This is a genomic window from Candidatus Clostridium eludens (assembly GCF_045310515.1).
Taxonomy (GTDB): Bacteria; Bacillota; Clostridia; order Clostridiales; family Clostridiaceae; genus Clostridium_B; species Clostridium_B eludens.
Genome location: NZ_JBJHZX010000019.1, coordinates 69,196 through 87,605 on the forward strand (window position 1 = coordinate 69,196; position 18,410 = coordinate 87,605).

Genomic DNA, 18,410 nt, shown 5'->3' on the forward strand with positions numbered 1-18,410 from the left:
CTCCTGTTGGGCCTGTAGCTCCTGTTACGCCAGTTGGACCTGTTGGTCCCGTTGGGCCCGTTGGACCTGTAATACCAGTAGGTACTAACGTAACATATTCTATATTTAAAAATGGTCTCTGACTAGGAACTGGCCATTCCTTGGAGAAATATCCTATTATAGTATCAATAACATTTTCTATTCCAACCAACGTAATTCCATTATTCGTCATAGAACCATTAAACCAATCAATTACTAAATCTGTTATATCAATATTAATAAAACTACCAACATCACTATCTGTTACATTTACAGAATCGCTTGTTGGATTCAATGCAGGTGCGTTATTCCACGTAACCGTATTTTCCGAAAAGTCACTTGCATTTGTAAATACATTAACAGTTTGCGGCGATAACACTGCATCAGGTATATCTTTTCTAAAAACAAACAATTCTAGCGAAGCCTGCACTATACTGCTTCCTGGAGGAATAACATTAGATAAATCAAATTTCAGTAAACTTCTAAATACATCATTAGCTGGAACAAACACTCCTGTGAATAAAAGACTTGAACTACCAAAATTTGTATTAGGGTTTAACTGAGATATATATGCGTCATCACTAGGATTAACTTGCACAAACGGCATAATTCCATCTCCTCTTTCTCTTTATTCTCTTTTGCTTTTATGACAATATTTATAATCGGGCTATTACAATATATGTTATTATAATAAAATTGGTACAACTAAAACACAATAAAAGATCCTCTACAACACGCAGAGGATCAATAATAATTTAATTAATTTAACTGTTCGATAGTTAATTGTGCACTAACCGAAGGTGCTAACGTTAAGGTAAGCGCAATGGCCGAATTATTTCTTAAAGTAATTACATCACCGGCCGTAAGACTTAATATTGAGCTTCCAGATACTTCCCCGGTTGCTACCAATGCTGAAACAGGCGTTGATGCATTAACCGTACCATTCACAGCCAGTGCAATAGAAGCACCAATTCCAGCGGAAATGCTAATGGAATAGTTAAATTCATATAATCCCGTATTGGGAACAATAATCGTGGTAGTACCAGCTGTATGACTCACACCACTTAAAGGCCCATTATTAGAAAACGGAATATCTGTTCCCCCTATAATCGTGGCATCAACGAGGGTTGCAAGATTATAAACATAGCCAGATGAAGCTAACCCTAATCCTGTAGCACCTGTTGGACCTGTCGCTCCTGTGTCTCCGGTTGCTCCAGTTGCTCCAGTTGCTCCTGTTGCTCCGGTTGCCCCGGTTGCCCCCGTTTCTCCCGTTGCTCCGGTTGGACCTGTAATACCAGTAGGTACTACAGTACCATATTCTATATTTAAAAATGGTCTCTGACTAGGAACTGGCCATTCCTTGGAGAAGTATCCTATTATAGTATCAATAACATTTTCTATTCCAACTAATGTAACTCCATTATTTATCATCCAGCCATTGAACCAACCAATTACCAAATCTGTTATATCAATACTTATAAAACTACCAACATCATTATCTGTTACATTTACAAAATCACCTGTTGGATTCAATGCAGGTGCGTTATTCCACGTAACTGTGTTTTCTGAAAAGTCACCTGCATTTGTAAATACAGTAACAGTTTGTGGTGATAATAACACATCCGGTTTATCTTTTCTATTAACAAATAATTCTAGTGAAGCTTGCAATATACTACTCCCCGCCGGAATAACATTAGATAAATCAAATTTTAGTAAGCTTCTAAATATATCATTAGGTGAAATAAATATTCCTGTGAATAAAAGGCTTGAAGCACCAAAATTCGTATTAGGATTTAACAGAGATATATACGCATCATCACTAGGATTAACTTGTACAAACGGCATAATTCCATCTCCTCTTTCTCTTTATTCTCTTTTGCTTTTATGACAATATTTACAATCGGGCTATTACAATATATGTTGTTATAATGGAATTGTATACAACAAACAATCATTTATCATGAATATATTAAGAGTGTTAGCTAACTACACCCTTCAGCAAAAAAATAAAAAGCACTCAACTTACTAAAGTATTGAACGCTTTTTACCATTATTATTTTATTATTCATGTAAAACCACTACAATTTCTTCTACATTATGAAAAGTAACGGACTTGATATTTAAAATACTATCCTCTTGGTGCATACATAATAATAATAATTCCCACTAATGCAATAGCTCCACCAATTAAATCAAATTTGTCTGGAATAACATTATCTATTTTCCATCCCCATAAAATTGAAAGGACAATAAATATTCCCCCATATGCAGCATATACCTTACCAAAATTAGCATTTTGAGGTTGAAAGGTTGGTATTATTCCATAGATCACAAGACTTATAGCTCCAGCTAATGCATACCATATACTTTTATCATCTCTTAACCACAACCATATAAAATAACCTCCTCCTATTTCAAATAATCCTGCCAATATAAAATAAAATATTGATTTAATTATCTCCACTGCAATAACTCCTTTCAGCAATTGGAAATAATTTTTTTCTTATATTCCATTATCTCAATTGCCCTTCAATTTCTTCTATTATATGACAAAATTATCATTCCTGCATACCCTAAAAAGCTCTAATATTACTACAAATTATGCTGAAAATATACCTCAATACAAAAAAATAAAAATAAGTACCTAAGATGACGGTACTTATTTTCATATAATATCATTTAAAGGATACAATTATAGATTGAATATTACCTTTAATACACTATATTCTGGCGGTTGCACTTCAATTTAGCGTGCCCTGCAACCACAGACACATCTGGTAACTACCATTATTTTTGGAGAGATATATGTAAATAAAGTATTTTTATTATTTTCATTTTCGCTAAGGTTATTTCCTTAGGACACTTATTATTATATAAGGTTTTTGTTACAGCTTAATGTCATATACATTAACTATTTGTAAACAATATAAAACTAACTATTAATTTCTATGTAGTTATTATTTTCCTGATTATCATCCAATAATTTAATTTTATTTAATAATCTACCTGAATATCTTCAGCATATGATCAATACAAATACGCAAACTATTACAGAAAGGAGATGATATTTTTGTCTGGAAAAAATAGAATATTAGTACCAGAAGCCCGGCAAGGTCTGGAAAAATTGAAGATTGAAGCCGCAGAAGAGTTAGCTAAATATAATAAGAATCACAATCCAGAACAACAGCATTTTTCTATCGGAGGTCAGATGGTTAAAAAAATGATTGAAAGTTATGAAAAAAATTTAAAATAAATTTTATCCGATCACTACCACTGCTAGCACCCCATCGCACTCTGTGAAAGCGATTCACACAAAATTAAGAATTTTGGTTCTCTGCTTTTCTATCAAAGTGGGGGATAAGCATTGCTACGTGCCTGGATAAGCTCTTCCCCTAAAGGATAACGTATTCTAGTGCTAAAGACACTAAGAATACTGTTAATAAGGTTCAGCTGGAGAAAAGCAATCCCCATAAGCAAACTCCACCTGAACCTAAGAATCACTTGATATAAATTCTGTATAATGGGTGGGAAAGTGAGAAAAACTTCTGCTCTTCCACCAAACTGCACTAAAAATATTTCCTTTAAGTAGCTTTGTTTATATCCTCTTAACTGAACAAAATTATACAAATCAATATTTTTGAATCGACAATAAGTCTTCACTTCTGTCAATAATATATTTATATGAATCATAAACTCCTTGATTATAAAATTCTGGTGCCAGTTCTTCTATAATGAAGTTTAAAATCAGACTTGAAGCCAAATCACCTAATTCCTCGTCTCTTTCATTTAAAAAATAGCTTTTTATTGTAGAAATCATGTCTTCTCTTTTTTCTTTACTTAATTTAATTTTATCTTTATCACGCATACAATGCCTCCATTTTAAATTCTTATTATGAATACCAGTAGTTACTTTTTATTTATGTATTTAGTAAATATTAAGATTCTTCCTTCCCATATTGCACTTTCTCATTTTACGCCACTACATAAAATTAGCAAATATTGATGCTCCAATTACTGTAAACAGACCAGACACTACTATAGCAAGACTGCTCATAGCCCCTTCAATTTCTCCCATTTCCATTGCCTTTGATGTTCCAATGGCATGAGAAGCGCTACCAATAGCTATTCCTTTAGCAATGGGTTCACTAATGCGAAAAATCTTACATATTACTTCAGCAAGCATATTACCAAGTACACCAGTTATGATAATAACAGCTACAGTAATAGTTACTATTCCACCTAATTCTTCTGATACTCCCATTCCAATTGCAGTAGTAATTGACTTAGGTAATAAGGTTACATACTGTTTATGGGTAAAGTGAAAAAGCATAGAAAATAAAAGCACGCTTCCAAGGCTAGATAATACACCAGAAATAATTCCTATCATAATTGCTTTTATGTTACTTTTTAGTAATTCAAGCTGCTGATACAAAGGTATTGCAAGACAAACAGTAGCAGGAGTCAATAAATAACTCAAATATTTAGCTCCATTATTATAGCTATTATAATCTACCCGGAAAATAATCAAAACAACCATTACAAATATAATTGAAATAAGCAAAGGATTAAAAACTGCCTTTTTAAATTTTTTCTTTAAAAATAGTCCAATTTCATAGCCTAAAATACTCACTGTTACTCCAAAAAACACCGAGTTACATAAAAATTCTTTCAATTTTTATTCCTCTTTTCTAATCTGACCATATGCTGTGTAACTTGTCCCGTCACTGCCATTACAATAACTGTGGTTAAAATAGTTATTAAAATAACAGGTATACATATATCCTTTAATACTTTCCACGAAACCAACAAACCTGCCGCCGCAGGTATAAACATTAACGGCATAATTTCTATGAGAAAATTTCCAGTGTCTTTTACTTGTTCAAGAAGAATAACTTTTTTCTTTAATGCTAAAAGCATAAGAATTAAACCGTATATACTGGCAGGAACAGGTAGTGGAATGATATATTTTAATATCTCTCCTATAAAAGTAACCGTTAGAATAACCCAAAACTGTCTAATAAATTTCATAAAAATACCCTTTCTGAATTGATACCATTTTCATATTCTATCAGAGATTACTTTCTCACCCAGTATATCATATTGTCCATAATATTTCACCAACTAGGATAACCTATTAAATATTAAAAAACTGATCAAGCTGAAATTTCAGCTCAACCAGCATTTTATTCAGGTTTTCACTATTTTATTAGCGTACAGGTAAAGTCCTTTTACCCCTTAAAAATGAAGCTACTGCCGCAATAATTGACAATACCATTGAAATATAGAAAGCAATACGCAAACTAGCCATTACAGCGGGAGCAATCAATTCCGAAAAAAAGACTTTACCCAGAATGAGTTGCTGGCTGGCTTGAGGCAGCTGATGAAGAACTCCTGCAGGTAGGAGCTGAGCCATAGGATTATAGCCTAGGAAAGCTGCGAATAAAGCTCCAGTAGGTGGTAAATTAGCTACTTGAATAGCCACCGCAGAAGGTACCCCCGCATTTACAAGCCCCTGATACATAGCTGATGGCAAATGATGGGTCAAACCAAGGATCAAAATGCTGAAATATAATGTCATACTTAATGCTGTACCAGTATTTTGCAAGGTAGCTCGCATCCCCGATGAAGCTCCCCGATGCTCTGGAGGAACAGTATTCATAATGGCGGTAGTATTAGGTGCAGCGAACATGCCCATACCCACTCCAGCTAGCAGTAAAATAATCACAAACGGCAAATAACTAAAGTTGGCTGGTAAAAAAGTCAATAACATAAATGATAATGCTGTTAACAACATACCCACTGTAGAAAACCCTCGTGCACCATAACGATCAGATAAGTATCCGCTCATAGGTCCTATGATAAAGAAGCCTATCATCATAGGAAGCATATAGATTCCTGCCCACAAAGGAGTTTGTTCAAAATCATAACCATGAAGTGGTAACCAAATTCCCTGCAGCCAGATAATCAGCATAAATTGCAGCCCGCCACGAGCTATGGACGACAAAAATAAACTAAGATTCCCCGCTGCAAAAGCTCTGATCTTGAACAGTTCTAAACGAAACATAGGCATTTCTGTATGCAGTTCAACATAAATGAAAATAGCCAGAAGTACTATTCCAATTATTATACCTCCCATAACCATGGGATTACCCCAACCCATTTTAGCCTGGCCATATGGCATAATTCCATATGTAAGAGCTAACAGTAATACTGTCAGACCTACTGCAAAAGTACCATTACCAAGCCAATCAATTTTCTGACGTTCTAGTAATTTACCGGTCTCTCTTAATTTAAGATACGCCCAAATCGTACCAAGCAACCCTACAGGCACACTAACCAAAAAAATCAAGCGCCAGTGCAAATCCGCTAAAAGGCCACCTACGATTAGCCCTGCCAAAGAGCCACCAATACCAAGAATTTGGTTAAGTCCCATAGCCATACCTCTTTGTGAAACCGGAAAAGCATCTGTAATAATAGCCGTACTGTTGGAAAATAGGAAACCAGAACCCACACCTTGCAGCAGACGCAAGATAACCAATTCCATAGCTCCTGTACTCCCCTTTCCTGGAGTAAAAGCCAGTAGTATTGAAGCAACTGTAAAAATGGCAAAACCCAAATTATATAATCTGGATCGTCCAAAAATATCCGAGATTCTACCAAAAGAAACCAAAAGAGTAGCTGTTACCACTGTGTAACCCATGAGAAGCCACAGTAAATAAGCAGTACTCCCAGGTGCCATTGGATTAATATTAATCCCCCTAAAAATGGCTGGTAGAGAAATTAAAACAATATTTGCATTTAATGCAGCCATAAAAACGCCTAATGATGTATTGGATAAGGCAATCCATTTGTAACGTGAATTTTGCATAATATACATCCCTTTTCTTTTGATATTTTACGATGCTAGAGCTCCGCCATTTTCTAGAATCAATTTAGAAAAGATAATTCCCTTGTCCCATAGATCGGTGGCGTAACAATGCCTATCCTCCACTTCCCAGAAGTGACGGATATTATTAGTAATGGTAGCATTTAGGTGAAAGCTCTCTATCGCGTTATTTTGTATACAATAGTATAACACCTTGTTTACATTAGCGTCAACGTCAGATATTGGGTTTAAATTTATGGTAATTAATGGTTCGTAATGCAATTATCACAAATTCATGATAAAGCGAACAGCCTATTAATATGGCTATTTCTTTATTGGAGGTTATAAATGGGATATAGATGCATAGGAATAGATACGAGAGGATTTGGCAATTCGGATAAGCCCTATAGCGGCTATGGCTTTGACAGATTGTCAGACGACGTCAGATGCGTAATTAATGTATTAAAATTACATGATATTACATTGGCAGGTCATTCGAATGGAGGCGCAGTAGCCATTCGATACATGGCTCGTCATAAAGGTTATGGTGTATCAAAGCTTGCTCTTTTCGCTGCAGTAGCACCTAGTCTCATCAAGCGTCCCAATTTCCCTTATGGCTTAGATAAAGAAACTGTTGTTCAAATTATCCAAGATACATACACTGACCGTCCTAAAATGCTTCAAGGTTTTGGGGATATATTTTTCTATCAGCATATAACTAAAGCCTTCTCAGATTGGTTCTTCCAATTGGAATTGCAGGCAGCAGGCTGGGCAACTGCGGCCATTGCAAACACATGAATACGTGAGGTACTATTTTCCGATCTAGCAACAATAAATGTTCCAACTATAATTATTCATGACAAAGTGGTTCCATTTCCGCTAGCTGAAATACAAGAGCAAAGTATTAAAAATTCAAAACTTATGCCATTTAGATACAGCGGTCATGAATTGTTCTACGATGAACATAATAAATTTAATGAAGAATTGATAAAGTTCATTGAAGAATAAGGCTTTTGTACTGCAAAACGTCCTAGGTGAAATACTAAAAATCGATGTAAAATCATTATTTTAAATCTATAATATCTACATTAAAGTGTTTATTTGTGTTTAAATCCCTAACTTGTATATTATCATCTTTATCTGTGCTTATGCTTTCAAGCCACACAGGATTATTTTTGTATTTTACTTCTATAATTCCTTTAGATTGAAGTATTTCTTTTACCCTTTGTTTATCCAAACTTATCATCTCCTGTATGTAGTTTTACACATAAATTCTTAAATTATACCTAATTATAAGCAGTTTGCAATTTTGCTTTAGACACATACAGCCTTGGACTTGATAATAGTCCAAGGCAACTGATTATATATATTAAAAAGTTATGGATTTAAATTTTAGAAAAATCCTCCATAGCCGTATCCATAGCCGTATCCATATCCACCTACTGCACCTAATAGTAAACCTGCTGCAAGCAGCCCTAGCCAAGAACTATTTACATGACCAAGTCTATGTCCCTTCATATCATGCACATGCCAACCATTAAAATAACATATTGGCCTCCCATTAGGTTTATAGATAGTTCTATTTCTTACATATCCAATTTGTCTGCACTTTGCATCATAAAGCACTGGATCATTAATATATCCAATGACTCTATGGTTTCCGTCATAAACAGTATTACCTTTTAAATGCCCTACCCTTCTATCATTGCTATCATATATCCTTTCCATATAGCACTCACCTTTTCATATTATATTTAAATAAGCTGTAATAATAATTCTACGCGATATATTATATGAAAATTTGGCTCTATTGCTACAAAATCAATATGGCTTCAAATCTACATGAACATAGTGCAAAAATTAATTTAAACTTAATTTAATAATCACGTTTTTAATTATTGTTTCATAAATTGTAAATGGATATATTTGTGGAGGGCTAATAATGTATATATTAGATAATTGTAGATATTGTCCATTCATGGGGAATTTCATGAAAAAAGACAATACTAATAATTATAATAACAATCAAAATATTAAGTATAAACCAAATGAAAGTAATAAAAAAAATACCAATGCTAACAATCAAAATGTTAAACATCAATCAAATGAAGCTAATAAAAAAAATGCTACTTCTAACAACCAAAATGTTAAACACCAATCAAACGAAGCTAGTAAAAAAACTCCTAACACCAACAATCAAAATGTTAAGAATGAATCAAATGAGGCTAATAAAAAAAATACTACTATCAACAGCCAGAATGTTAAACCAAACGAAAGTAATGAAAAAAATATTAGCAATGAAAATACTAACCATAAATCAAATGAAAGTAACCATAAAAATACTTTATGTGAACAATTTGCCAACATTCTGGGTGGTAAAGTGATAGGATCTAAGGTAGGAGGTTGTATCGTGGAAAGACCTAGAAATAATCTAAGAATAACTATATCTGGAAGGCCTGTATCCACAGTAATTACAGCCAAATTTTCATATGAAAGCATGGACATATCTGGAAGAACCCTTAACTTAGGAGAAACAGTAGTTCTTGAAAGTGAAATAAATAAATTTATAAATGTCCTTAGAAAAAATGAAATAGATATTGCGGCACTTCATAATCATTGGATATATGATAATCCTAAAATATTGTATGTTCATTTTCAGTCCACAGAAAATCCTCTGGATTTTGCCAGAAAAGTAGCTGAAGCTTTTAAAGTGCTTAAATGAAAATGTTTTTATTAATTTAATAAAATTGAAATTCAATCCATAGGTGACATTTCTATATTAGCAAAATAAAGGGGCTGTTGCATTAGCAATTTTTTTAAATCGCTATGAACAGCCCCTTTATTTAATATTTTATTTTAAATTCTGTTCATAAGCTTGAATCATTTTTTTAACCATATTTCCACCTACGGATCCAGCTTCTCTAGCAGTTAAATCTCCATTGTAACCATTTTTTAAATTTACTCCAACTTCCTGAGCTGATTCCATTTTAAACTTATTTAAAGCTTCTCTAGCTTGTGGTACTACTAAATTATTACTGTTACGTGCCATAATTAACACTCCTTTTTATAGTAATCTTTACTGCTTATACTTAAAGTTTGCACAATTTTATAAAAAATACTCTAGGTAATTTAATGGACATTTGGAAATGCTTATAAAAATAAATTGAATTGGGTATAATATTAATACTCTAATATCTTACTGGTCATGGATTTAACATGAATCACAATAAAAACTCTGGAATTACCAGAGCTTTTTTATTTGAATTACATAAGTGTATTCAGGCAAATAGTATTAAAAATAAGTACACTAGCTGCCGCCAGCGCTTATTTCTAATAGAAACAGCTAAAATCTTGGTAAATCTTTTAAATTATCAACATCCATAACATTAGGATCAGCTACTAAATATTCCCCTCCATCTCCTCCTTTAACCACACCTACTCCTTCAATTATGTGTTCTCTTGCCATCATTATAGCATGATTTAATGGAAGTACCTGACCATTTTCAAGTAATACATCCGTAATTTTTCCCTGTTTATTTTTTTTTATCTTAACAATTTTTGAATTTTTCATCATGCAACCCTCCTGATTGGTATACCATTCAGGTATATTTTTTGAAAAAACTCAGTTATTTATACAGAATTTTTTATGTTATTCCTTCATAATTATTTGGATTAAATTACATAAAAATTTTTGAATTATTTTTTTATACTGGGGCATATTAAGTAGTGTAAAGGACATGAGGATTGAGCCAAAGCTTATGTATAATAAAAACATACGTAAGTTAGCCTAAATTGTATATACAATTTAAGGTAGATCTTATATGTTGATGAAAGGTTTCATTATGGTTAATTATATTGATTATAATGGGATCCCAAATTATTGTATAGGGTCTAGCGAAGATTATGCAGGGTGCTGAGATGGTTGTATACAGCTAAAGGGTTGTATATAGCTGTGTAGGTATGTTGTATGGTTGAACGAATCATGAATATAGGTGGTGAACTGTTTAATTATGGTTTGAAAAATCATATCTACTGTGATTTAAGGATCATAATTGGATATTAAGTTATCTGTATTGGTGTAAGGTAAATCTTTATGGTCTTTTCTTTTTTTATTTTACACATATCAGTTTTTCCCTCCAATTGGGTTTTTATAGTTTAAATAGCAGCATAAAAAATTCTCAATCTATCTTTTCATAAAAACTTTATCTGAAAAATAACCTAAAGAGTCATTTTTATTTTATTCGTTAAAATAGTCTTAAATATATTTATTATCTTTTATCGTAACTTAACTAACTTTATAAAATAGTTAAATATACCCCTAGGTTTTTCCTCATCATGAAAGTAACTAGATAAAACATCATCAAACCATATAATTATTATAGTTAACAGATACCAATATATGAGGTTCTTTAAACATATCTGCCCCATAAAATTAAATCTCTCCTTAGAATAATCCCACAAATTTAAATGCAAGTATAAATTAAAAAATGCTCCTGCAAGCAATTCTATCATTGTAATTAAAGAACCTCCTATAAACACCTGCTGCCACATTTTAAGGTTATAGTATTTGGGTCTATCATTTAAGCTCCCAATCAATATGGCACATAATCCACCTATAGGAAACATCCATAAAGAAGTCCACCCACATAAACTCCACCTAGATATACCCTTAAAACCTATTAACGAGCAGGAGTACGCCCTGGAAAATACTTCTACGTTTAAGTAAATGCTCCCGAAGACAAAAAAGTGGATTATTTTGTTTTTTAAGTATTTCAACTAAATCACCTTCTATATTTATAGTAATAGTCACTTCCTAAGTAAGTTCATTTATATATATTATTAATGTCTCCAAATAGTCTGTTTTATTTGTAAAAAATTTATGCAGATCTGTACCTAACTTAATCATTTAGCTGGTATTCATATATACTTTTATCTCTTTACTAAATTTTATCAATTATAAGTGCCATAATAAATTGGTAAACCATACTATAATGCCAAGGGGGTAAGGCTTATGTCTTGTTGTAATGAAGTCCAAGCACATGACCATGAATTTTTAGGAAGTACCATGCTAGCTGAATTAGAGGAAGATCCTCATAATCATAGATTTGCCGGAGTATCTGGTCCAGCACTTAGAATTACACGTGGACATGTTCATGTAATTAAAGCAAGAACAGACTTTTATGAAGATCATTTCCACGAAGTAACAGTAACCTCAGGACCTCAAATAGATGTTGGAGGTGGCAGACACATTCATTTTGTAAAAGCAACCACTACAGAAGCAGATGGCCACATTCACAATTTAATTTTTGCTACACTTATTGAGGATCCTATTTCAGAAGAAGCTTAATTTTTAAAAAGCAGAGCTATTTACGTAGCTCTGCTGCACATCCTATTGAACTTATTATGTAATAATAATCATACCTTATATTTCCATGCATAATAAATCTAATTTTACATATCCTATTTGTGTAAACTTTCCTTACATTAAATACTTTAAATACTTTTGTATTAATATTTTCGTTCTTCAATGTAATCATTATTTTCCTTTATGCCGGGGATAAGTAATCCTCGGTATTTATTATATTTTAAAATTTTTGTTTTACAATATCATAAATATTATTCTAAACAAGAAAGCAGCTAAAATGAAGTTGCTTTCTTTTTTATTTTTATTAACCCAGAATAGCCTTTAAATCAGCTTCTGGTGTACTTATTGGCTTTAAATTAAATTTTTCTACCAGAACATTCAATACATTAGATGAAAAAAATGCCGGCAGTGATGGTCCAATGTAAATATTCTTAATTCCTAATGCAAGCAGTGTCAAAAGAATACAAACAGCTTTTTGCTCATACCATGAAAGTACAAGAGTCAAAGGCAAATCATTTACGCCGCATTCAAAAGCACCTGCAAGTGCAACAGCTACCTGAATTGCTGAATAAGCATCATTGCACTGGCCCATATCCATAATTCTTGGAAGTCCGCCTATTTCTCCTATGTCAAGATCATTGAATCTGAATTTGCCGCATGCAAGAGTAAGTATTACTGTATCCTTAGGAGTCTGTTTTACAAAATCTGTATAATAATTTCTTCCAGGTCTTGCACCATCACAGCCTCCCACCAAGAAGAAATGCTTTATTTGGCCAGCTTTCACTGCATCAATTACCTTATCGGCAACACCTAATACAGTATTTCTTGCAAACCCTGTCATTAACATAGAGCCACCATTAATTCCTGTAAATGTTTTATCTTCATTCCATCCACCCAATTCAAGTGCTTTATTAATAACTGGTGTAAAATCCTTAACTCCATTCCCACCTTCAGGAATGTGAGCTAAACCTGGGAAACCCACAACTGATGTAGTATAAACCTGTTCTGCATAGCTTAGTTTTGGGGTCATAAGACAGTTTGTTGTATATAAAATAGGGGCTGGGATCCCGTCAAATTCCTTTTGCTGATTCTGCCATGCTGTTCCAAAGTTACCTTTAAGATGAGAATATTTCTTTAATTCTGGATATCCATGTGCAGGTAACATCTCTCCGTGAGTATAAATATTAATACCCTTTCCTTCAGTTTGTTCCAGGAGCTGCTTTAAGTCAAGTAAATCATGTCCAGTAATTACGATAAATGGACCTTTCTCAACATTAGTTGTTACTTTAACAGGTGTTGGATGTCCATAAGCTTCTGTATTTGCTTTGTCTAAAAGAGCCATACATTTTAAATTGATATTACCAAACTCCATGAGCAAATTAAGCCACTCATCTACTGAATGCTCTCTTGCAAGAGATTCCATACCTTTGAAGAACCATTTTATTACTTCAGAATCTTCTTCACCCAATACATAAGCATGCCACGCATAAGCAGCCATTCCACGAAGACCTAAAAGTAAAGTAGAACGAAGAGAGACTATATCTTCATTTCCTGTCCAAAGTTCCTTTGGATTATAATTATCCCCTCCACTAAAAGCATTTTTTTCTGCCTCAACCTTAGCCTTAAAATCATCAATATTAGACGCATCAAAATTTACATTTGTAACTGTCATGAATAGTCCCTGCATCATAAGTTCAGCTGCTTTCTTTGAAGGAGTTTTGTCTTTTACTGCTCTTGCAAGTCCTATAAGAGAAGCTGTTAATTCATCTTGCTTATTTGATACCTCAGGTTTTTTACCACAGACTCCAATATTTGTACAGCCCTTTCCACCTGCTGTTTGTTCACATTGAAAACAAAACATATTGCTCATAAATATACCTCCTGATATGTTATTTTATTATTTTACCATTTTGTTACTTCTGTATAATAATTATATTATATTTATTTCAACAATTCGGTATCTAAGGATACAAAAAGAGGCTGGTGATAAAAATAATAGTTATAACAAAAATTTTTTGATATTTTTTTAACGTAAAAAAGCCTATATGGTTGCATATGGACCTTTTCAGTCATTCAAATTTGATGTTTATTTCCAATTAAATTCAACTTCATAATAATATTTTTTCATAAAATCTAGTCTATTTTTACGTTTGGCATACTTTAGTGCTTGATTATGTACTACTTCTTTAGTTTCTTCATTAAATTCAAAAGCTTTTACTATATCAACATACATTCCAGTTTTAGTTTGTCTTTTTATTACTTCCCAATACATTTAATATACCTCCCATAAGTATTCTTTATATTTTTCTGGCTAGCAATGGTAGACTTCTGATAAATGAGAACTGAACTTGCATAAAATTCAACGCCAAAAACCCAATCTCCATTAAACTCTTTGTAGATTGGGTCGGTTGCACCATTAACTCCTCATGATCTAGGTGCCCTAATATGGATCATGTTTCATTGTTCCCCTTACATAATTATATCTTAAGTGTATCATATCATATAATTTATAAAAATATTATCACAATTTGTCTTAATATTTGAAAATTATAATTAATTTATCTTTACTTACCACTTAGTTGACAATTATATTATCCCAGCAATTTTTTTACCATAGGGTTAATTTTTGATCTATCAAATTTACCGCTAATCTTAGGCATAATCTCTTTCATTATTTTTCCAATATCTGCTGTTGTATAATTTCCACCAGCTATAATTTCTTTTAACATGGCCTCTACTTCACTTTCATCTAATTGCTTTGGAAGATATGGAGTTAAAACTTCAAGGGCAAAATTTCCTTCTGCTATTTTTTCCTGGTTATTTGATTGTTCGGCATATCCTAATGTCTCTTTTATTTGTTTTATATTTTTTTCTATTATTCTTATAATTCCTTCATCAGAAATATCTTTTCTTTCATTAACTTCAAATGCTTTAATATCAGCATTTATTAATCTTAAAACACTTACTTTTGCCTTATCTCTTGCCTTCATTGCTGCTATTTCATCTTTTTTTATCAATTCTTTTAACATAATCTCTAGTTAGTAAACTTGCCTACTAACCTGTCACCTCTTTTCTATAGAATAATTTACCTACTTAAATTATACTATTATTTCAAATAAAATCAAAATTCATGATTAATTTTATTAACTTTTCTTTCCTTGCCAGCAAGTGCCTCACCACTTAGTATCGTAGCCCCACCATGCATAAAAGTTGTTATACATTCAAAGACTTCATCTTTCTTGTCTGTAATTATAAGCAGTACCTTGCTTCCATTGCTTATTCCCCTCATTTTTCCAGTATAATATTTTGAATTCTACACATCATATTCACATAAGGTTATATCAATATATTGAACCTATTAATATCGGACATTTTGCATGAACTAAAATACTATGCTTAAATATATTCGATATTTCCCTTTATACCGGGGATGAATAATCCCTGGTGTTTTTTTATATCTCAATTTTAGTATAATAAATTCAATTTAGGATATTATATTAATAAACCATTACATATTAATATTTTTACTTTCAATCATTTGTAGTGTTTCGTTCTTTTTTGTACTAGGATAATGAATCCTAGTACTTATTTTTTCCCAATTTCTTTTATTTCATGGTGATCAACCTTAAAATTTTTTTCTTTCCTATGTTGACAATATATAAAGGTACCTGTATAATATTTTTTAAAGGTACCTTCATATATTCTTTTGAAAGAGAGGAAAAACTATGGAAAATAATAATTTAGATTTACTTGGACAATTTGCACGTCTTCAGTGGCTTCTGCATCGATATCATCATCAAAACCTTAGATACCACGGTCCTATGGGTGATCCTCACCGGGGTCAAGGGCGGGTATTGGCTCTACTAAAACTGAAACCAGAGATAAGCCAGAAAGACCTTTCTAATATTTTGGATATGCGTTCTCAATCTTTAGGAGAGTTACTAGCAAAACTGGAGCGGAATGGATATATCACTAGAACACCTTCTCAAACAGATGGTCGTGCTATGGATATCCACTTGACCGAAGCTGGAAAAAAGGCATCAGAGCAAAATGAACAACAATTGGATACCGAAGAGTTATTTGAATGCCTAAATAAAGAGGAACAAGCTTCTCTAAGCAATTATCTGGATCGTGTAATCTCCACATTGGAACAACAACTTGCTGATAATGAATCAAAGCCAGATCTTCAAGACCGTCTGAGATCCTTTGCTCCATATTTTCATATGAGAGGCGGCCATTCACATTTTCATGGCAGACACTTTTGTCAGCGTTCTGGCATGAACGGCCATCCATCTTTTGATGATAGGAGCTTTGATAGTGGTGCTAACATGAATGACCATCAACCTTTTGATGGCAGAGGCCAACATTCTGACGAAGAAAATAAACCTGACGATACTCCAACGAAAAGCTAATCTCCAGTGATCAAGTGATTCTTAGGTTCAGGTGGAGTTTGCTCATGAGAAATGCTTTTCTCCACCTGAATCTTATTAACAGTATTCTTAGTGTCTTCAGCACTTAGAATACGTTATCCTTTAGGAGAAGAACTTATCCAGGCGCGTAGCACCTCTTATCCCCCACTTTGAAGAAGCTGGGGGTGTTAGCAATGGTAGCGTTCGGATAAAATCGTATATGGACTGCTTCTAACTATGGTAGAATAAAGCATATGCACATTTTCAATAGGTAGTGAGAAGCTGCTAATGCAAAAGAGGAGATTATATCATTTTTCCAAATAATATAATCTCCTCTTTATGTAACCCTTAATAATATGCCTATTTTATCCAACTTTGAACTTCTATAAAACTGCCTTCTGGATCTTTTGCATAAACAACAGTTAAAATACCAACATGTACAAATATATATCTAAATTTGTAGTTCATTATCCAGTAAAATAAAAAACTCTTCAATTAAATCTGTATCCACCACATTACCATATAAATTAACAGTAAAAGTAATAGTATTATTAAAACTTGTAAATGCCAATTGAAAATAAGGGGGATATTTTATAGAGCCACTTACAAATGCATCTTCTACAAGTGTTTTACCAAATATAAGTTTACTGGAATCAATGATTCCTATATTTGTTATTCCAATCATAGGATTTACGTAGTTATTTTTTATTATTTTTTTTACTGTAAAAAAAGGTAAGAATTTAAATAATAAATTTAATGTGGATAAACCATTTAGGCCTGGAAATGCTCTTTTCTTTTTATTCATTTCAGCACTTACTTTCCTAACTGTTTCTTCAAAATTATTCCCTATATCAGAACCTATATTACACATAATCATAGATGATAAATTACAGATACCTGAAGCCTTTTTATTTGGAAGATATCGTCTTAGATCTACCATACAAGGAATAGTTAAGGAATCATTTCTATTTAAATTAAGTATTTTATATAATATCCTATAATATGCAGCTAAAATTATATCATTAATGGTGACTGAATGTTTTTTGCTGTATTTTTTAAGTAACTCAAATCTGCTCGGAGAAAGTCTATGAATTAAAATAAAAGGATAACAACAATCCTGATTAGTACTCATTGGAAAACAAATGTCATTTTTATTTTTAGTTGGCTCATTGGGTAATAAAAAAATTTTTAGTTTGTCCGCTATTTTGAAGTGTTTATATATTTGTTTTGAACTTCTGCTGCCATTTATATATTTCATGTTACTATAAGTGCCATTTTCCAGTCTGGTGTAAATTTCACCCAGGAGGTATAAATACTCTTTAAAGGCAGCTCCATCACATACCATATGATTCATTATAATGCATAGAGTATCCTTATTTGAGGCTCTTATTACTCTAACTGATAATTGGGGTCCTGTGAATTCATTGATCACCTTGGTAATAAATCGCTGAACTTCTTCATCCTTACTAGTGCAATCCACAAATGAGATTATATCTTTGTCATTTAAATTATGAACTTTTTTCCAATATGCATGGAATTTATTTACTACAAATCGACTTCCAAGTATAGGCACTATATCCATGGATAAAAGGACAGCTTTTTTAATTAAATCTCTTTCTAGGGTGTCTTCAAAATATATGACACCATGAAGCTGATGATCATTATATTCTTTAAAAAAGAATTGCATCTGATCCCAAATTTCAGTATGAAATCGTACATTTCCATTTATCTTATTAATTTTTGCATTAATCAT

General features: G+C 32.5%; 21 protein-coding genes, 1 pseudogene and 1 riboswitch. Of the genes and pseudogenes, 5 read left to right on the forward strand and 17 right to left on the reverse strand.

Annotated elements, in window-relative coordinates; all coding sequences use genetic code 11:
• From ACJDU8_RS13645 to ACJDU8_RS13655, 3 genes are all read right to left on the reverse strand, one after another.
• Positions 1 to 625: DNRLRE domain-containing protein (locus tag ACJDU8_RS13645; protein ID WP_406792701.1), on the reverse strand; the 625-nt coding region annotated here is incomplete at its 3' end.
• 152 nt (positions 626 to 777) lie between these two features.
• Positions 778 to 1,863 (reverse strand): DNRLRE domain-containing protein, encoded by a 1,086-nt coding sequence (locus ACJDU8_RS13650; RefSeq protein WP_406792702.1) that lies wholly within the window; start codon positions 1,861 to 1,863, stop codon positions 778 to 780.
• 283 nt (positions 1,864 to 2,146) lie between these two features.
• Positions 2,147 to 2,482, reverse strand: coding sequence for a YnfA family protein (locus tag ACJDU8_RS13655; RefSeq protein ID WP_406792703.1), 336 nt, complete (start codon positions 2,480 to 2,482; stop codon positions 2,147 to 2,149).
• Between the two features lie 597 nt (positions 2,483 to 3,079).
• On the opposite strand from ACJDU8_RS13655, the gene ACJDU8_RS13660 reads away from it, so the two are divergent.
• Positions 3,080 to 3,271: an alpha/beta-type small acid-soluble spore protein gene (locus ACJDU8_RS13660; protein ID WP_406792704.1), complete on the forward strand. Its 192-nt coding sequence runs from the start codon at positions 3,080 to 3,082 to the stop codon at positions 3,269 to 3,271.
• A gap of 375 nt (positions 3,272 to 3,646) precedes the next feature.
• Here ACJDU8_RS13660 and ACJDU8_RS13665 read toward each other — a convergent pair whose 3' ends face one another.
• The 4 genes from ACJDU8_RS13665 to ACJDU8_RS13680 form a co-directional block, all read right to left on the reverse strand.
• Positions 3,647 to 3,883, reverse strand: coding sequence for a DUF2164 domain-containing protein (locus ACJDU8_RS13665; protein ID WP_406792705.1), 237 nt, complete (start codon positions 3,881 to 3,883; stop codon positions 3,647 to 3,649).
• A gap of 114 nt (positions 3,884 to 3,997) precedes the next feature.
• Positions 3,998 to 4,690, reverse strand: a complete 693-nt coding sequence (locus ACJDU8_RS13670; RefSeq protein ID WP_406792706.1) for an LrgB family protein — start codon at positions 4,688 to 4,690, stop codon at positions 3,998 to 4,000.
• A complete protein-coding gene (locus ACJDU8_RS13675; RefSeq protein WP_406792707.1) occupies positions 4,687 to 5,046 on the reverse strand; it encodes a CidA/LrgA family protein in 360 nt (119 codons plus the stop codon). The genes ACJDU8_RS13670 and ACJDU8_RS13675 overlap by 4 nt, the downstream gene beginning before the upstream one ends.
• Before the next feature lie 178 nt (positions 5,047 to 5,224).
• A complete protein-coding gene (locus ACJDU8_RS13680) occupies positions 5,225 to 6,886 on the reverse strand; it encodes an MFS transporter (protein WP_406792708.1) in 1,662 nt (553 codons plus the stop codon).
• Between the two features lie 345 nt (positions 6,887 to 7,231).
• On the opposite strand from ACJDU8_RS13680, the pseudogene ACJDU8_RS13685 reads away from it, so the two are divergent.
• Positions 7,232 to 7,891: pseudogene (locus tag ACJDU8_RS13685) on the forward strand (alpha/beta fold hydrolase); the annotation flags it as partial.
• 55 nt (positions 7,892 to 7,946) lie between these two features.
• Here ACJDU8_RS13685 and ACJDU8_RS13690 read toward each other — a convergent pair.
• A complete protein-coding gene (locus tag ACJDU8_RS13690; protein ID WP_406792709.1) occupies positions 7,947 to 8,129 on the reverse strand; it encodes an H-type small acid-soluble spore protein in 183 nt (60 codons plus the stop codon).
• A gap of 146 nt (positions 8,130 to 8,275) precedes the next feature.
• Positions 8,276 to 8,611, reverse strand: coding sequence for a 5-fold beta-flower protein (locus ACJDU8_RS13695; RefSeq protein WP_406792710.1), 336 nt, complete (start codon positions 8,609 to 8,611; stop codon positions 8,276 to 8,278).
• Positions 8,612 to 8,825: 214 nt separating this feature from the next.
• Between ACJDU8_RS13695 and ACJDU8_RS13700 the strand changes: the two genes are divergently transcribed.
• Positions 8,826 to 9,605, forward strand: coding sequence for a DUF1259 domain-containing protein (locus tag ACJDU8_RS13700; protein WP_406792711.1), 780 nt, complete (start codon positions 8,826 to 8,828; stop codon positions 9,603 to 9,605).
• 129 nt (positions 9,606 to 9,734) lie between these two features.
• On the opposite strand, the gene ACJDU8_RS13705 is transcribed toward ACJDU8_RS13700, so the two are convergent.
• The 3 genes from ACJDU8_RS13705 to ACJDU8_RS13715 form a co-directional block, all read right to left on the reverse strand.
• The gene (locus ACJDU8_RS13705; protein WP_406792712.1) at positions 9,735 to 9,932 is read right to left on the reverse strand and encodes an alpha/beta-type small acid-soluble spore protein; all 198 of its coding nucleotides are present in this window, start codon (positions 9,930 to 9,932) and stop codon (positions 9,735 to 9,737) included.
• Positions 9,933 to 10,226: 294 nt separating this feature from the next.
• Positions 10,227 to 10,454 carry a DUF3892 domain-containing protein gene (locus ACJDU8_RS13710; protein ID WP_406792713.1) on the reverse strand — a complete coding sequence of 76 codons (228 nt, stop codon included), beginning with the start codon at positions 10,452 to 10,454 and terminating at the stop codon, positions 10,227 to 10,229.
• Between the two features lie 704 nt (positions 10,455 to 11,158).
• The gene (locus tag ACJDU8_RS13715) at positions 11,159 to 11,509 is read right to left on the reverse strand and encodes a putative ABC transporter permease (protein ID WP_406792714.1); all 351 of its coding nucleotides are present in this window, start codon (positions 11,507 to 11,509) and stop codon (positions 11,159 to 11,161) included.
• Positions 11,510 to 11,894: 385 nt separating this feature from the next.
• On the opposite strand from ACJDU8_RS13715, the gene ACJDU8_RS13720 reads away from it, so the two are divergent.
• A complete protein-coding gene (locus ACJDU8_RS13720; protein ID WP_406792715.1) occupies positions 11,895 to 12,230 on the forward strand; it encodes a YmaF family protein in 336 nt (111 codons plus the stop codon).
• A gap of 322 nt (positions 12,231 to 12,552) precedes the next feature.
• Here ACJDU8_RS13720 and hcp read toward each other — a convergent pair whose 3' ends face one another.
• The 4 genes from hcp to ACJDU8_RS13740 all read right to left on the reverse strand — a co-directional run bounded on the left by hcp (position 12,553) and on the right by ACJDU8_RS13740 (position 15,537).
• The gene (gene hcp, locus ACJDU8_RS13725; RefSeq protein WP_406792716.1) at positions 12,553 to 14,118 is read right to left on the reverse strand and encodes a hydroxylamine reductase; all 1,566 of its coding nucleotides are present in this window, start codon (positions 14,116 to 14,118) and stop codon (positions 12,553 to 12,555) included.
• A 216-nt stretch (positions 14,119 to 14,334) separates the two neighbouring features.
• Positions 14,335 to 14,520: a hypothetical protein gene (locus ACJDU8_RS13730; protein ID WP_406792717.1), complete on the reverse strand. Its 186-nt coding sequence runs from the start codon at positions 14,518 to 14,520 to the stop codon at positions 14,335 to 14,337.
• 121 nt (positions 14,521 to 14,641) lie between these two features.
• Positions 14,642 to 14,725, reverse strand: a riboswitch (cyclic di-GMP riboswitch).
• Between the two features lie 114 nt (positions 14,726 to 14,839).
• A complete protein-coding gene (locus tag ACJDU8_RS13735; protein WP_406792718.1) occupies positions 14,840 to 15,265 on the reverse strand; it encodes a GatB/YqeY domain-containing protein in 426 nt (141 codons plus the stop codon).
• A 104-nt stretch (positions 15,266 to 15,369) separates the two neighbouring features.
• Positions 15,370 to 15,537, reverse strand: coding sequence for a hypothetical protein (locus ACJDU8_RS13740; protein ID WP_406792719.1), 168 nt, complete (start codon positions 15,535 to 15,537; stop codon positions 15,370 to 15,372).
• 436 nt (positions 15,538 to 15,973) lie between these two features.
• On the opposite strand from ACJDU8_RS13740, the gene ACJDU8_RS13745 reads away from it, so the two are divergent.
• The gene (locus tag ACJDU8_RS13745; protein WP_406792720.1) at positions 15,974 to 16,660 is read left to right on the forward strand and encodes a MarR family winged helix-turn-helix transcriptional regulator; all 687 of its coding nucleotides are present in this window, start codon (positions 15,974 to 15,976) and stop codon (positions 16,658 to 16,660) included.
• Positions 16,661 to 17,108: 448 nt separating this feature from the next.
• Here the strand turns inward: ACJDU8_RS13745 and ACJDU8_RS13750 are convergent, their stop codons facing one another.
• Entirely contained in the window at positions 17,109 to 18,410 is a 1,302-nt protein-coding gene (locus ACJDU8_RS13750) for a WS/DGAT domain-containing protein (protein ID WP_406792721.1), read from the reverse strand.

Bases quoted from the DNA above. Each gene is read 5' to 3' on its own strand.
- ACJDU8_RS13660 (WP_406792704.1), top strand. From the start codon at position 3,080: ATGATATTTTTGTCTGGAAAAAATAGAATATTAGTACCAGAAGCCCGG.
- ACJDU8_RS13665 (WP_406792705.1), bottom strand. From the start codon at position 3,883: ATGCGTGATAAAGATAAAATTAAATTAAGTAAAGAAAAAAGAGAAGAC.
- ACJDU8_RS13705 (WP_406792712.1), bottom strand. From the start codon at position 9,932: ATGGCACGTAACAGTAATAATTTAGTAGTACCACAAGCTAGAGAAGCT.
- ACJDU8_RS13680 (WP_406792708.1), bottom strand. From the start codon at position 6,886: ATGCAAAATTCACGTTACAAATGGATTGCCTTATCCAATACATCATTA.
- ACJDU8_RS13750 (WP_406792721.1), bottom strand. From the start codon at position 18,410: ATGATTAATGCAAAAATTAATAAGATAAATGGAAATGTACGATTTCAT.
- ACJDU8_RS13715 (WP_406792714.1), bottom strand. From the start codon at position 11,509: ATGTTTCCTATAGGTGGATTATGTGCCATATTGATTGGGAGCTTAAAT.
- ACJDU8_RS13730 (WP_406792717.1), bottom strand. From the start codon at position 14,520: ATGTATTGGGAAGTAATAAAAAGACAAACTAAAACTGGAATGTATGTT.
- ACJDU8_RS13745 (WP_406792720.1), top strand. From the start codon at position 15,974: ATGGAAAATAATAATTTAGATTTACTTGGACAATTTGCACGTCTTCAG.
- ACJDU8_RS13700 (WP_406792711.1), top strand. From the start codon at position 8,826: ATGTATATATTAGATAATTGTAGATATTGTCCATTCATGGGGAATTTC.
- ACJDU8_RS13720 (WP_406792715.1), top strand. From the start codon at position 11,895: ATGTCTTGTTGTAATGAAGTCCAAGCACATGACCATGAATTTTTAGGA.
- ACJDU8_RS13675 (WP_406792707.1), bottom strand. From the start codon at position 5,046: ATGAAATTTATTAGACAGTTTTGGGTTATTCTAACGGTTACTTTTATA.
- hcp (WP_406792716.1), bottom strand. From the start codon at position 14,118: ATGAGCAATATGTTTTGTTTTCAATGTGAACAAACAGCAGGTGGAAAG.
- ACJDU8_RS13690 (WP_406792709.1), bottom strand. From the start codon at position 8,129: ATGATAAGTTTGGATAAACAAAGGGTAAAAGAAATACTTCAATCTAAA.
- ACJDU8_RS13695 (WP_406792710.1), bottom strand. From the start codon at position 8,611: ATGGAAAGGATATATGATAGCAATGATAGAAGGGTAGGGCATTTAAAA.
- ACJDU8_RS13710 (WP_406792713.1), bottom strand. From the start codon at position 10,454: ATGAAAAATTCAAAAATTGTTAAGATAAAAAAAAATAAACAGGGAAAA.
- ACJDU8_RS13650 (WP_406792702.1), bottom strand. From the start codon at position 1,863: ATGCCGTTTGTACAAGTTAATCCTAGTGATGATGCGTATATATCTCTG.
- ACJDU8_RS13740 (WP_406792719.1), bottom strand. From the start codon at position 15,537: ATGAGGGGAATAAGCAATGGAAGCAAGGTACTGCTTATAATTACAGAC.